Below are 13,753 nucleotides of genomic sequence, written 5' to 3' on the forward strand. Positions count from 1 at the left end.
GAAAACCTTTAATCTCAGCTAAAGATACTTCTTTATTTTTTCATTAAGAATAACTAGAAATAATCCCCCCTAACCGCCCCCCTATGCTCCATACAAGACTTGAAATAATTCAAAAACTCTCTATCCAGAGAGTTCTAACTTCTATAAATTGCTGAATTCCTTGAATACATGGGAATATAAGTAATAAAAAAACCAACCCTAAACAGGCTGGCTTTTCTCTTAAATTGATTGATCTTGGTTAACCAGTAATTTCATTAGTCATCGCACTATTTCACTCCGTACTATGCTTATCACTGTTCTTTTTTAGCTCCACAAAAACCAAGGTATCAAATAAGTAATAATTCCAAAACCTAAACCATAATGAATAAGTAACCTTTTATACTTTGTACTATCGCCTAACGTATTTTTCTTAGACAATTTATATCCTCTGGTTATCATAAATACAGCCAGAATCATTCCTAATGGATGTTCAAGTAGGTAGAACCGAGAGATTTTATGTCCCATCGAATCACTGGAAAAATTGTCCAGCCCTAGAGGCGATATAAAATAAAGTACAAAACCTATTAATAATTGAAGGTGAACAACAACCAGTCCTACTAATGCAGCTATTTTTTCAGGTTTTCCCCATGTTCTTTTCACTAAAAACATGGAAAATAAGAATATAATTACTGTTAGGAATAGGAAAAGTAATACTAACCCTATTCCATTATGGGATTCTTTTAAAAAGTTATACATAATTCTCAATTTACTCTACAACAAATTTCCCTTTCATTATCGAGTAGTGTCCCGGAAAAGAACAAATAAAGTCATAAACTCCTTTTTCTGGTGCCTGAAAAGTTATCGTAGAAGTTTCTCCTCCTCCAATCAAATCTGTATAGGCGATTATATTATTTTTCTGATTAGATGGAATGTATTGGTTTTTATCCGCCTCGAATGCGTCATTTGCAAATTTTGAAATTGAAGTCCCTTTGGCTAAAAGTACAAAGTTGTGCCCCATCGCTGTAACAGGCATTGTTCCTGTATGATTGAGTGTTAATACAATAGTACTATGCTCCCTAACTACAATTCTTGCTTTATCAAAACGCATTTTATCATTAGAATTGAGTATAACTTTTATTGTATCATTTTCAAAGCCGTTTTTTCTTGTTTCACTTATCTCAACAGGTTTTTCTTTAGAAACATCTTGTTTATTATTTTCACTATTACAAGAGACAAGAATAGTAACTCCAATAAAGAGTACTGAAGTAAAAAGAGTGATCTTCATTTTGATTATTTTTTAATTATTTCTCTGCAAAAATAATTTGAGAAGAAGCAAAAAGGCTTGAAGATAACACTCCACTATTAGGACAAATCAATCATATTTCGATATTCTAAAGGCGAATGATTCGTTTTACTTTTAAAAAATCTACTAAAATAGGAGGCATCATTAAACCCCAATTCCATACTAATTTCACTTACTGTTCTTTTTGACTGAAGTAAAAGCACCTTAGCTTCAAGAATGGTTAATTCATTAATTATTTCAATAGCTGTCTTGCCTGTTTCATTTTTAATTTTTTTATTCAGGTGATTTGGCGAAACATGAAGTAATGCAGCATAATCTTTAATACTTAAACGTTCGTTAAGATACTTACTAACTAAACTTTTGAATGATAAATAGGTACTATTTCCTTTTTGATTATTTATTGGTGTTTTTTTAAAAATCAAAAACAGTTCCGCCATAAGTGTCGAAATATAAAAAGAAATTACTTTCTCTTTGTTAGGACTTTCATTATTGCTTTTATATAATTCAACAACTCTATTCAACAGAAATAATATAGTATTTGAATTTTCAGAAACAGATATCGTATTATTATCATAATCATTGGATTGCCACATTTCAACAAAAGGATTGGCCATGATAAAATCGTCTGAAAAATGGCAATAATATCCCTCAAGATCAATTGAAGCATACTCTGTAGAGCTGATAAGATTTTTCGGGGTAAACAAAAAATCATTTTTCTCTAAATGAAAAGACTCTATACCTATAGTCATAATCATACTTCCATTAGTAATAAATACAAAATCATTTACCGTTTTTTTGTGAGGAGGAAGTGGTAAACTAAGGTTAACAGGATCTTCTTTAAAAGAATGAATAAAAAAATGATTAATAGTAGGATTGTTCAATAGTTTATCCGAATTGTTCCTTATATAATTATCTCTGAAAACAACTGGATTTAAGGTTGGAATTTTAGTTTCAATTTTGTCCATACCCGCTTGCTTTAAAATAAAATATTATTTGGTTAAAGATACCTCTTTATTTTTTCATTAAAAGTCGTTAGAAATAAGATCCCTAACCGGATCCAATGCTCTATGAATTGGAATAATTCAAAAAACTCTCTATCCAGAGAGTTCTAACTTCTGTAAATTGTCTGAATGCCTTGAATACACGGGAATATAAGCAATAAAAAAGCCAACCCTAAATGGGTTGGCTTTTCTCTGTGACCTCGCCAGGATTCAAACCTGGAACCTTCTGAGCCGTAATCAGATGCGCTATTCAGTTGCGCCACGAGGCCTTTTTGCTTCCCTTTAGCTATTGCTTACAGGGTTATTGCGGGTGCAAAGGTAATCATCTTTTTTACATCCGCAAGTTTTTTTAATGAATTTCTGCAGTAATTCCCCGATCCAGTAACGCAGTGCACATTGGTTCAAGGGCTTCCCAGTCTCCTTTTTTTACAGAACACTTTCCATTGTAGTGAATAATCATCGTGCATTGCTCTGCTTGTATAGGCTCATGCTTACAAACTTTTACCAGCGCCTCTATGACAAAATCAAACGTATTTACATCATCATTAAAAACAATAAGATTACGTTGATCCACCAGTAATTCCACCAACTGCTCGTCAAACTCTTCCTTGGTCTTTGTCATATCCCAATAATTTTAAACTACAAAATTACAAAAAAGTAGCACAAGGTCTACCAATCTATCTCTTCATTTCTTGCAAGAATATCCCAGGTGTGATCGGGAAGTAATTTCACCGTAGCGATAAATTCGAATGATTTCCCACTTCTTCCCCATTGTTCAGGGGCGATGAGAGAGAGTAAAAAGCCTCCATCCTCTTTCTGGTAGAAATGATAAACATGAGATATAATCGGAGTGAAACGGATTTCAGCCTGATAAATGCGTTCCGAAATTTCTTTGCGCGCCTGAATCTTCTTTGCCTGTTCTGCCAACAACTGCATCTGTTCATAAATCTGTCCCAGCTGTTGATCTGTTTGCTGTTCCATAGCTGCTACGGAAAGCCCTTTTATTTTCCCCTTATCTTCCGGTTTAATTACCGCACTCCCTACGTGATGTCCGTATTCAAGACTATGCGGATTTTCAGTGATCTTATCCGGATCAATAGGATTCACAAACTCTTTGTTTTTTTCCTCTTTACTCATTTACTTCATCCTCTGCTACTCAACTTATAAAGATACGCAAAGCTTTTCAAAAAGCCGAAAATTCCCGATTCAGTTTGCAGACTATTTACAACAAAAAATCCCTGCTATCATCTGACAACAGGGATTTTTTATATCTAAACGAACGGAATTAATTCACCGCTACTTTTGGCGCTGCTGCCAGAATCTCTTCATTCGCATTGTCTTCAAACTGCTTGAAATTCTTCACAAATTGCTCTGCAAGATGTAATGCTTTCGCATCATAAGCCGACTTATCAGCCCAGGTATTTCTTGGTGTAAGGATTTCATCTGGAACTTCAGGACAAGTCACCGGCATTTCCAATCCGAATACTTCATGTTTCGCGTACTCAACATTATCCAGCTGTCCTGTAAGAGCGGCTGTAATCATTGCACGGGTGTATTTCAGGCTGATACGGCTTCCTACTCCGTACTCTCCACCTGACCATCCTGTGTTGATCAACCACACGCGAACATTTGTTTCTTTCATTTTCTCTCCCAGCATCTCTGCATACTTTGTCGGGTGAAGCGGTAAGAACGCTTTTCCGAAACATGCCGAGAACGATGGTTGTGGCTCTGTTACCCCTACCTCAGTTCCTGCTACTTTAGCAGTATATCCTGAAATGAAATGATACATTGCCTGTCCGGGAGTTAAACGCGAGATCGGAGGTAACACACCAAAAGCATCTGCCGTAAGGAAGAAAATATTCTTTGGATCAGTTCCTACCGAAGGTTCTACTATATTATCAATATGGTAAATCGGATAAGATACTCTTGTGTTTTCTGTTATTGTTGAATCCGAATAATCAGGAGCGGAAGTTCCTTTATGGAAACCAATATTCTCAAGAATGGAACCAAATTTAATGGCATTATAAATCTGAGGTTCTTTCTCTTTTGAAAGGTCAATGGTTTTTGCATAACAACCTCCTTCAAAATTAAATACAGAACCATTTGCCCATCCGTGCTCATCATCACCGATCAATCGACGGTTAGGATCTGAAGAAAGCGTTGTCTTTCCGGTTCCGGAAAGTCCGAAGAAAATTGCCGTATCTCCCTCTTTCCCGATGTTTGCCGAACAGTGCATAGAAAGAACATTTCGCTCGTGCGGAAGGATATAGTTCAAAACAGAGAAAATACCTTTCTTAATTTCTCCTGTATATCCTGTTCCTCCGATAATGATCATCTTTTTGGTGAAGTTAATCACCGCAAAATTGTGTTGACGTGTACCGTCAATTTCAGGATCAGCATAGAATCCGGGCGCATTTACAATGTGCCACTCCGGCTCAAAGTTTTCCAATTCTTCTTCTGTTGGACGCAGGAACATGTTATAAGCAAACATATTCGACCAGGGATACTCAGCTACAACACGGATGTTCAACTTATATTCAGGATCAGCACAGGCATACGAATCACGTACATACACCTCCCGATTCGCCATATACGCCTTCATTCTGTTGTAAAGTGCATCGAATTTTTCAGGAGTAAATTTGATATTGATATCACCCCACCAAACTGAGTTTTCCGTATTTTCATCACATACGATAAAACGATCCTTAGGTGACCTCCCCGTAAATTCACCGGTTTCAATAGCCAAAGCTCCAGTCTCCGACAGAACACCCTGCCCATTGATTATAGTTTCCTCTACCAACTCTGCAGGGGTCAGGTTCCAGTATACATTCCCCAAATTGTAGAGTCCGATTGAATCTTTCAAATTGGCATTCTTACCTCTCTTTCCAAATTCGTTCATAAAATTTCTTTTCTAGCAACCGCTGTTATTAATTAATACAAAATTAAAGTTAATTGATAAACGAAAACATATTTCGCATTATTGTTTTTCACATTTTCCGTATAAGACCTGTTGAAATAAATCTAAAATAATTGCATCTTATTCAATTTTCATTCTGATTCGGTACTCTTTCGGGTAATAATTGTTCATCCGGTTTCCCAGATTTTTTCCAAACCCCAGTACTTTCTCTTTGAAACTCACTAAAACCCATCCTTTTGGTCCGTCTATCTGTATGGCTTCTCCTTTTAGATAGCGAAGTGCTGTTTTCTCGTCCAGATTAATTTTTGGAAAATCAGCAGGAACATGAACTGCCATTCCCCATTCGTGGTCGGGAATAAATTTCTTTCCTTCACCGCCTCCCAACCGAACACCCCATTTCAGGCATCTCAACTTATCAAGAATCAGCTTCCCTGTCTCTAATACGACCGTCGGAAATGCATAAAACTGTTCCCTGTAGTAATGTATAGAGTACTCCGAATGCACAATTCCTTTAATAAGCTCCGGATGATCCCTCTTTTCCTCTCGCATTTTCTTTTTTCCAGTCTTTTTCCCCGATAAACCAACTTCCGGACTTTCCGTTTTTTTCAGTACAACAAAGTAAAAGCCTTCTGTTTTCATTTTGTGCGGATAGCAATACCAACCTAACTCTCCTGTCCCTGTGGTCAGATTCCACTCATCGGGAAATTGTAATTGAACCAGTTCTGCTCTGCCTTCCTCAATCCACTCCCGGATTTGTTCCTCGTTCTCTTCTTTATTATAGGTGCAGGTTGAATACAAGACATAGCCTCCCGATCGAACCGAAGGCCAAATATCTTCCAGAATCTCTCGTTGCCGCACTACACAATGCTCCGCATTCTCTTCCGACCATTCACCTCTCGACTGTTCATCTTTCCGGAACATTCCTTCACCTGAACAGGGAGCATCTAAGAGTACAAAATCAAATACAGAACCCAACTGTGAAAAATCTGCCGCTTCATTATTGGTGACAATACAATTTCCTGCCCCCCACTTAATAAGATTTTCCCTTAACACCAATGCCCTGTTCCTGATAATTTCGTTTGCTACCAAAAGACCTTTCCCCGATAAATGACTTAGTAAAACGGTACTTTTTCCACCGGGAGCAGCACACAAATCCAGGCAAACCGGAGAATCAGGCAGTTCAATCGTTCTCAAAACTTCGTCAACAAACATAGATCCTGCTTCCTGAGGATAATACACTCCCGCGTGAAATAACGGGTCAAGTGTAAAAACAGGGCGTTTCTGGAGGTATCTTCCCATTGGACACCAAGCAATCCGATCTTCAGAATCAAAAACAGAGTCGGGTTTAAGAGGATTCAAACGAATAGAAACAGGAGAAGGTTGGTTCAGAGAGGACAGCAGTGCACTCGCATCCGGAATTTGTTCTCGAATGCGATTTACAAAACGCTCTGGTAATTGAACCATGGAACAAAATTACAATTTCCTGTTTTTTCAACAATAATGAGACTAAAAAAATGTTACTTTTCACGAATTATGTATTTTATTTCTACAAAACCAAACTGTTATCGTATGATCTGGTATACACTAGTTATGATTATTGCAATGGGATGCAACGACACCTCTGAACGAGAAAACATATTGCTCGAAAACGGTCGGAAACAACACCATGAAGAAGCCTTAAGCTTTTGCCAAAAAAATGCGATGAATACGGAATATTACTACCTGCTTGATATGCGGATTCACTCCGGAAAAAAACGATTTTTTGTTTATGATTTCACTAAAAACAAGTATTCGGATACGGCTATCGTTACCCACGGAGCCTGTGATGTGTTTGCCGCAAATCCGGACAAATATGAAAAAGCAAAATTCAGCAATAAAAATAACAGCCATTGCTCATCGGAAGGAAAATATAAAATCGGCGTAAGAGATTACAGCTCATGGGGTATTCATGTCAAATACTGGTTACATGGGTTAGAGGAATCCAATGCGAGTGCGCAGGATCGAATCGTGGTACTTCACTCGTGGAGCGCTGTAACTGATGCAGAAATATATCCGAACTATTCTCCTTTAAGTTGGGGATGTCCTGCGGTTTCAGATAATTTCATGAAAAAGTTAGATCAACAATTGAAACAAACCGGAAAACCTGTCCTACTCTGGATAATTGGTTAATCAGTTTAGTACTCGTCAACAGATACCCGCATCGAAAACAGGTAAAACACTCCTTCTTCCAGCGGGGTAAAAACAGCTTTCACTTTCCCTGATGATTTCAAAGCCAGAGTCAAAATCCCCAGACCTCCGCCTCCTTTCTCTGTCAACTCCCCCCTATCTAACTGCCGAATCAACATCTCTTTCAATTCATCCTTCCCAAGTCCTTCAATACGTTGTAAGTGATATTCAAGCAATCGTTTTGTTCGATCATCTATCAAATTACCAAAAACAAGTACAAACTGCTGTTCCCGCTTATAAAACAACACAAACGAAACACCAGAAAACTCAGGATGATCCAGGCCGTGACGTTCAATATTCTGTAATCCTTCAACAGCAAGTGTAAAGAGTCGTTTGGCATTCTTTTTCGGCAGATCCAGTCGGTCAATCATGTATTCCAGTTCAACCAGTATCGCATCCACCTCTTCCGTCAGCAGTTGACCGGAACAAGAATATAATAAATCTACAGTCTGATCTCCTTCAAGGTGACTTATTACATGATCAATATGTGCATTTTCTCCGTTCAGAATGAATAAGTTTTCTAAACGTAGAACGAAAAATTATTGATTTCGTTGGCTAATTTCGAAAAAAATTTTTGCTACTGCCGGACAGACTTCCGTATTCTTTAATGAAAGGTTCAGAATTTGCAGCATATTCTTACGGTCCGTATGCGGATACTCCCGACAGGCTTTCGGACGCCATTCATACACCGAACAATAATTATCTTCTCCTAAAAAGGGACAGGGAGCTGTCTGTAATACCCAATCGCGATCCGCGTCCATCGTGAGGTACTTTTTCTGAAACTCGGCGACAGGCATTCGTAGTGCTTTCGCCAGTCGCTCCACATCCACATCCCTGAATATAGGACTTGTCGTTTTACAGCAATTAGCACACGCCAGGCAATCCACTTCCTCAAACACTTCGTCGTGTAACGTATGAAACAGGTTATCAACTTCTCTGGTATTCTTTTTCTTCAGTTTTCTTACCAGCGATTTGTAGTTTTTCTTCTGTCCTAATGCGGTATCAATATCATTTTGGTACTTCATCTGCTAAAAATCGGTCACAAAGTTAGGAAAAATGGTAGGTCATTTAATCAGTCCTTATTATATTTAGCCCTTCTAAAATCTCAGAGTCGTTCAATGGAGAAATACGATCTTATTGTTATTGGAGGAGGTCCCGCGGGTTATGCAGCTGCTATGCGTGCGATCGACTTCAAAAAATCCGTTTGTTTAATTGAAAAAGACCGTGTTGGTGGTGCCGGACTGTACAACGGTGCACTTTCTTCTAAAACCCTCTGGGAAATGTCCCAAAAGGTCTATGAAGTAAATGAGGCAACACAACACCTAAGGAAAGAACAGTTTGAGTTTTCCTGGGAAGAAGTCAAGAAAACACTGGAAGAAGCTCTCTTTGAACGCAAGTTTCACTATTCATGCCACATCAAACTCCTACAATCGGCAACTGAGAAACAATATTTTACCTACGAAAGAGGTTTTGGAAAACTATTGAATGAGAACGAAGTAGAGATTACCCGTTCCAACGGAGAAGGAAGCAAAACTATTTATGGGGAAAATATTATTCTGGCTACAGGAAGTACTCCCAGAAAACTACCTCACATTGATGTAGATGAAAAGACGATCCTCACTTCGGACGGAATAGAATCGATAAAAGACTATCCGAAAAGTCTTGTTATTATCGGAGCCGGGGTAATTGGTTGTGAGTACGCTACCATATTTTCCAATTTCGGAAAAACAAAAGTATACATTATTGACCGGCAGGACCGAATTCTTCCTTTTGAAGATGAAGATGTTTCAGCTATGGTAGCTGATAACCTGATCCGAAAAGGAGTTACGATTCACAACAATGCACAACTGGAGCGTATTGAGAAAATCGGTAATGAGGTAGAATATGAACTTTCCTATCCGGACGGACGAAGCGAGGTTATCCGCGTCGAAAAAGCATTGCTTTCCATTGGCCGGACGCCCAACCTGGAAAACCTGGGACTGGAAAATGCCGGTGTAATGCTCTCGACCCGAGGTGTACACGTAGAAGATAATGACACGGTAACCAATATTCCGAATATTTTTGCCGTAGGTGATTTGATCGGAAGAATTGCATTGGTTAATATGGGTGAAATTGAAGCCCGTTATACCGTTGAGCGTATTTTCAGTGAAACCCCAGTAAAAAAACTGAATTACGATAATGTTTGTACGATTATGTTTCTCCGCCCAGAAGTAGCACTTGTAGGGATGAATGAGCAACAATGTATTAAACAAAATATACCTGTTAAAGTAGTAAAACTAGATTACTCGTTAATCTCACGGGCAATTGCCATGAGACGTACACAGGGATTCATTAAAATCATCGTTACCAATGACGATGAAATGCGGATTTTGGGTATGCGTGTAATCGGAGAACATGCTTCTACAGCAATACAGGCAATAGGACTGCTGATAAAAATGCATGAACCGATTGAAACATTATCCGAACTGATTCACCCCCACCCTTCTATTGTGGAAGGTATTCAGGAATGTGTTCGGATGCTGTTAAACCGTTCCCTCTTCAAAGCTTCCGTATTTGGTGATAAAATGGCCTGTTACAGTCTTGTGGACGGAAAAAGAACACCTTTGGAACGACTTTAGACAACCATTTATCATGGTAATTCTCCGAACATACAGAAAGCCGGTTTCGGAATCCGATAAAGTATTAATTTAGCTAAAAATAACACAAGAATAAATGAGAAAAACAGCCGCTATGTTGCTTTTTTCCGGTGTAAGTACCTTATCCCTTGCACAGGAAAAAGAAATAAAATTTACGGAATATGACCTCGATAACGGCATGCACGTTATTCTGCATCAGGATAACAGTAATCCTATTGTAGCCGTATCTATTATGTACCACGTTGGTTCCAAAAATGAAAATCCGGAAAGAACAGGTTTTGCTCACTTTTTTGAGCACCTTATGTTCGAAGGAAGTCAGAACATAGACCGTGGTGAATTTTCCCGATTGGTAGAAATGAACGGAGGTGTACTGAATGCCAACACTTCTCAGGATAGAACGTATTACTATGAAATTCTTCCATCTAACCAATTGGAATTAGGCTTGTGGTTAGAATCAGAAAGATTACTTCACGCAAAAGTAGACAGCGTGGGGATTGAAACACAGCGTGAAGTAGTGAAAGAAGAAAAGCGTCAGCGAATTGACAACCAACCTTATGGTTCCTTCATGGCAAAAGCTTTCTCCATGATGTTTCAGGAACATCCGTACCAATGGACTCCAATCGGAAGTATGGAACATTTAGATGCTGCTCAGGAAGAAGATTATATCAACTTCTACAAAACATTCTATGTTCCTAATAATGCGACATTGTCTATTGCAGGAGATATTAGTATTGAAGAAACCAAAGCACTTATCGAAAAGTACTTTGCGTCTATTCCCTCGGGTGAAAAGCTGAACGCTTACCGTGACCTGGTCAATCTTCCTGCAAATAAAGTAGCAGAAAAGTACAAGCTGAAAGAAAAGAAAATCAAAAAAGCTTTGGCGAAAACACCTGCTGAGGTAGCGTACAAGAAGTTATTTAAAAATGTTTCTGAAACACAGATTCCGATTCCTCAACCGACACAGGTAGAAGCTCCTTTAAGCGGTGTGCTTACTGACACTGTATATGATAACATTCAGTTACCAGCTCTTTTTGCCTGCTACCGCATGCCGGCGCAAAACTCTCCTGATTTTTACTCCGTACAAATGATGAACGAAATTCTGTCCGGAGGAAGCAGTTCCCGTTTAAATAAATCGGTAGTAGAAAAAGATCAGTTAGCGATGACTATGTTCTCTTTCCCATTTCCTCTTGAGCATCCGGGAATGGCTCTTATTCTGGGGATTGCTAACAGCGGAGTCAGTCTTGACAAGCTTCAGCAAGGAATGGATAAAGAAGTAGCTCGCCTGCAAACAGAGTTAATTTCTGATGCAGAATACGAAAAAATTCAAAATTCATTTGAAAGTAACTTCTATTCGTCCAATTCGACCATGGCCGGAATAGCAGAAGCCCTGGCTAATAACTACGTTTACTTCGGTAACACCAACCTTATCAATAATGAGTTGGAAAAATACAAGAAAGTAACCAAAGAAGATATCCGACAGGCAGCCATCAAATACTTCACACCGGAAAGAAGAATTCTTCTATACTACCTTCCGAAGGAAAATAACGAAGAAGAAAAATAGAACAGTACTTCATCGAAAGAAAAAATAAGACCATGAAAAATATTCTTTTATATACATTCATAATGGCGGCTTTCGGGCTTCAGGCCCAGATTGACCGCTCAGTACGCCCACAAGCAAGCAAAGCTCCGGCTGTTAATATTCCGGACTCGGAAATTTTCGATCTTGATAACGGAATGACTGTAATTCTATCGAAAAATGACAAAATTCCCCGCGTTTCGTTCAATCTGGTTATGGGAACTGACCCTATGCTGGAAGGAGAAAAAAGTGGTTTGGCAGACTTTGCCGGGAGTATGATCCTGTCAGGGACAAAGAATCTCAGTAAGGATGAATTGGATTTTAAGATCGATTACATGGGTGCCAACATATCTGCCAGCTCCTCTTCGATCTATGTTTCAGGACTGTCCAAATACGACTTGGATCTGATTGCTATTCTTGCAGAAATTGTGAAAAATGCCAATTTCCCTGAATCTGAGTTTGACCGGATAAAAAAACAAAGTGCTTCTGCTTTGACGATGACCAAGTCAGATGCCAACACCATGGCTTCTAACATCACTAATTCTGTCGTTTTCGGAAAAAAGCACCCGCGAGGAGAAAGCATGACGGAAGAAACACTGGAGGCAATTACACTTGCAGATGTAAAGAATTACTTCCACAGTAAATTTACTCCCCGAAACAGTTATCTGGTTGTGGTAGGAGATATCGATGCAGCCCGTCTTCAGGAGCTCATCAAAAACACACTTGGAGATTGGACCGGAAAGGTTACCGAAAGTGGTAAATATGTTGTAAAACCAAATCAAAAAGGTAGTCGTGTTATTTTCGGGAAAAAAGCCGGAGCTGTTCAGTCAGTTATCCAGGTAGCAATTCCTCTTAACATTACACCGGGACACCCGGATGAAATCAAGGTCAAATTGATGAACCAAATCCTTGGTGGAGGAACATTTGAAGCTCGCCTGATGCAAAACCTGCGTGAGGACAAAGCGTACACATACGGATGTTACTCAGGCGTATCCATCGCCAGAACAGGAAGTTATTTCTACACTTCGGGAAGTTTCCGTAACGAAGTAACGGATAGTGCGGTTACTCAAATTCTTTCTGAAATAAGAACGATCACTGAGAATCCTGTAACCGAAGAAGAACTTCAACTAGCCAAGGCTTCGATGTCCGGATCGTTTGTTCGCGCTCTTGAACGTCCTCAGACGATCGCTGATTTTGCTTTGTCTATCTTCCGTAACAAACTGGATAAGGATTACTACAAAAACTATCTGAAAATGATTGAAGAGACAACGATAAGTGACATTAATAAAATGGCTGAATCGTATCTTGATTATGAAAATGCCTATATCGTTGTTGTAGGAAATGAGAAGATTGCCGAAAACCTGCTTCCTTTTGATCAGAATGGAAAAATTGAGTATTACGATGCTTTCGGGAACCCGGAAACAGGATTCAAGAAAGCTGACATTTCTGCTGAAAAAGTAATTGAGAATTATATTCTGGCGGTTACACAATCGAAAACAAGAAAAGAAGCAGAGCAAAAAATAGGAAAGATCAAATCAATGACACAGGTAATGACAGCTACTCCTTCCGGAGCTCCTGTAAGTTTTGATATGTACACCTATCTAAAGACTCCTAGTTCTGAAGCGATGGAAGTTCTTTTCAATGGTCAGGTAATGCAGCGTACGTTCTTTAATGGAAAAGCAGGTGGAATGGAATCTTCTCCGATGGCCGGAGGACAATCAATCGAGTATTCTGACGAAGAAGTCGCTGAAAAGAAAAAGACAATTGGTCTTATTCCCGAAGTAAACTACAGTAAACATGAAGTTGAATTCAAACTTTTAGGAATCAAAAAGGAAATGGGGAAAGATTATTATGTGATTGAAACAAGCACTTCAAACTCGGTAACACAGGATTACTATTCTGTTTCCACTTTCCAGAAAGAACGTTCCAGCTCTGTAACGACTATGGAAGGAGAGACTTCATCATCCAGTGTGGAATATCGTAAGTTTAATGAGGTTAACGGGATTCTGTTCCCTCACGAACTTAGCCAGATGGCCGGTTCTATGTCATTACTGGTTGAAGTAAAATCTATCGAGATTAACAAATCTATCGACGATAAGAAGTTTGTAAAATAGT

Annotated in this window: 13 protein-coding genes and 1 tRNA gene; 4 read left to right on the plus strand and 10 right to left on the minus strand. The window is 38.9% G+C overall.

Features of this window, described 5'->3' with window-relative positions:
• Positions 1–303 precede the first annotated feature (303 nt).
• The 8 genes from ABDZ97_RS11720 to ABDZ97_RS11755 form a co-directional block, all read right to left on the minus strand.
• The gene (locus tag ABDZ97_RS11720) at positions 304–735 is read right to left on the minus strand and encodes a hypothetical protein (protein WP_343787827.1); all 432 of its coding nucleotides are present in this window, start codon (positions 733–735) and stop codon (positions 304–306) included.
• 10 nt (positions 736–745) lie between these two features.
• Positions 746–1,264 (minus strand): plastocyanin/azurin family copper-binding protein, encoded by a 519-nt coding sequence (locus tag ABDZ97_RS11725; RefSeq protein WP_343787829.1) that lies wholly within the window; start codon positions 1,262–1,264, stop codon positions 746–748.
• Positions 1,265–1,341: 77 nt separating this feature from the next.
• Complete coding sequence (locus ABDZ97_RS11730) at positions 1,342–2,247, minus strand: helix-turn-helix domain-containing protein (RefSeq protein WP_343787831.1); 906 nt, start codon at positions 2,245–2,247, stop codon at positions 1,342–1,344.
• A gap of 231 nt (positions 2,248–2,478) precedes the next feature.
• Positions 2,479–2,552, minus strand: a tRNA-Arg gene (locus ABDZ97_RS11735).
• A gap of 80 nt (positions 2,553–2,632) precedes the next feature.
• Positions 2,633–2,905 (minus strand): ATP-dependent Clp protease adaptor ClpS, encoded by a 273-nt coding sequence (locus ABDZ97_RS11740; protein WP_343787833.1) that lies wholly within the window; start codon positions 2,903–2,905, stop codon positions 2,633–2,635.
• A gap of 47 nt (positions 2,906–2,952) precedes the next feature.
• Positions 2,953–3,420, minus strand: a complete 468-nt coding sequence (locus ABDZ97_RS11745; RefSeq protein WP_343787835.1) for a DUF2452 domain-containing protein — start codon at positions 3,418–3,420, stop codon at positions 2,953–2,955.
• A 148-nt stretch (positions 3,421–3,568) separates the two neighbouring features.
• Positions 3,569–5,182 (minus strand): phosphoenolpyruvate carboxykinase (ATP), encoded by a 1,614-nt coding sequence (pckA, locus tag ABDZ97_RS11750; RefSeq protein WP_343787837.1) that lies wholly within the window; start codon positions 5,180–5,182, stop codon positions 3,569–3,571.
• 138 nt (positions 5,183–5,320) lie between these two features.
• Complete coding sequence (locus tag ABDZ97_RS11755; RefSeq protein WP_343787839.1) at positions 5,321–6,664, minus strand: methyltransferase RsmF C-terminal domain-like protein; 1,344 nt, start codon at positions 6,662–6,664, stop codon at positions 5,321–5,323.
• Positions 6,665–6,769: 105 nt separating this feature from the next.
• On the opposite strand from ABDZ97_RS11755, the gene ABDZ97_RS11760 reads away from it, so the two are divergent.
• Positions 6,770–7,369: a murein L,D-transpeptidase catalytic domain-containing protein gene (locus tag ABDZ97_RS11760; protein ID WP_343787841.1), complete on the plus strand. Its 600-nt coding sequence runs from the start codon at positions 6,770–6,772 to the stop codon at positions 7,367–7,369.
• Positions 7,370–7,374: 5 nt separating this feature from the next.
• On the opposite strand, the gene ABDZ97_RS11765 is transcribed toward ABDZ97_RS11760, so the two are convergent.
• Both ABDZ97_RS11765 and ABDZ97_RS11770 read right to left on the minus strand, forming a co-directional pair.
• Positions 7,375–7,827 (minus strand): DUF6272 family protein, encoded by a 453-nt coding sequence (locus ABDZ97_RS11765; RefSeq protein WP_343787843.1) that lies wholly within the window; start codon positions 7,825–7,827, stop codon positions 7,375–7,377.
• A gap of 138 nt (positions 7,828–7,965) precedes the next feature.
• The gene (locus ABDZ97_RS11770) at positions 7,966–8,451 is read right to left on the minus strand and encodes a YkgJ family cysteine cluster protein (RefSeq protein ID WP_343787845.1); all 486 of its coding nucleotides are present in this window, start codon (positions 8,449–8,451) and stop codon (positions 7,966–7,968) included.
• A gap of 93 nt (positions 8,452–8,544) precedes the next feature.
• Here ABDZ97_RS11770 and ABDZ97_RS11775 point away from each other — a divergent pair, with 93 nt between their 5' ends.
• The 3 genes from ABDZ97_RS11775 (at position 8,545) to ABDZ97_RS11785 (ending at position 13,752) form a co-directional block, all read left to right on the plus strand.
• Complete coding sequence (locus tag ABDZ97_RS11775; protein WP_343787847.1) at positions 8,545–10,044, plus strand: dihydrolipoyl dehydrogenase family protein; 1,500 nt, start codon at positions 8,545–8,547, stop codon at positions 10,042–10,044.
• Positions 10,045–10,138: 94 nt separating this feature from the next.
• Entirely contained in the window at positions 10,139–11,623 is a 1,485-nt protein-coding gene (locus tag ABDZ97_RS11780) for a M16 family metallopeptidase (RefSeq protein ID WP_343787849.1), read from the plus strand.
• Positions 11,624–11,655: 32 nt separating this feature from the next.
• Entirely contained in the window at positions 11,656–13,752 is a 2,097-nt protein-coding gene (locus ABDZ97_RS11785; RefSeq protein WP_343787851.1) for a M16 family metallopeptidase, read from the plus strand.
• Position 13,753: the final 1 nt, after the last annotated feature.

Source organism: Wandonia haliotis (genome assembly GCF_039523435.1).
GTDB classification, from domain to species: domain Bacteria; phylum Bacteroidota; class Bacteroidia; order Flavobacteriales_D; family Crocinitomicaceae; genus Wandonia; species Wandonia haliotis.

Coding starts and splice junctions, on each gene's coding strand:
- ABDZ97_RS11720 (WP_343787827.1), bottom strand. CDS start 735: ATGTATAACTTTTTAAAAGAATCCCATAATGGAATAGGGTTAGTATTA.
- ABDZ97_RS11725 (WP_343787829.1), bottom strand. CDS start 1,264: ATGAAGATCACTCTTTTTACTTCAGTACTCTTTATTGGAGTTACTATT.
- ABDZ97_RS11730 (WP_343787831.1), bottom strand. CDS start 2,247: ATGGACAAAATTGAAACTAAAATTCCAACCTTAAATCCAGTTGTTTTC.
- ABDZ97_RS11740 (WP_343787833.1), bottom strand. CDS start 2,905: ATGACAAAGACCAAGGAAGAGTTTGACGAGCAGTTGGTGGAATTACTG.
- ABDZ97_RS11745 (WP_343787835.1), bottom strand. CDS start 3,420: ATGAGTAAAGAGGAAAAAAACAAAGAGTTTGTGAATCCTATTGATCCG.
- pckA (WP_343787837.1), bottom strand. CDS start 5,182: ATGAACGAATTTGGAAAGAGAGGTAAGAATGCCAATTTGAAAGATTCA.
- ABDZ97_RS11755 (WP_343787839.1), bottom strand. CDS start 6,664: ATGGTTCAATTACCAGAGCGTTTTGTAAATCGCATTCGAGAACAAATT.
- ABDZ97_RS11760 (WP_343787841.1), top strand. CDS start 6,770: ATGATCTGGTATACACTAGTTATGATTATTGCAATGGGATGCAACGAC.
- ABDZ97_RS11770 (WP_343787845.1), bottom strand. CDS start 8,451: ATGAAGTACCAAAATGATATTGATACCGCATTAGGACAGAAGAAAAAC.
- ABDZ97_RS11775 (WP_343787847.1), top strand. CDS start 8,545: ATGGAGAAATACGATCTTATTGTTATTGGAGGAGGTCCCGCGGGTTAT.
- ABDZ97_RS11780 (WP_343787849.1), top strand. CDS start 10,139: ATGAGAAAAACAGCCGCTATGTTGCTTTTTTCCGGTGTAAGTACCTTA.
- ABDZ97_RS11785 (WP_343787851.1), top strand. CDS start 11,656: ATGAAAAATATTCTTTTATATACATTCATAATGGCGGCTTTCGGGCTT.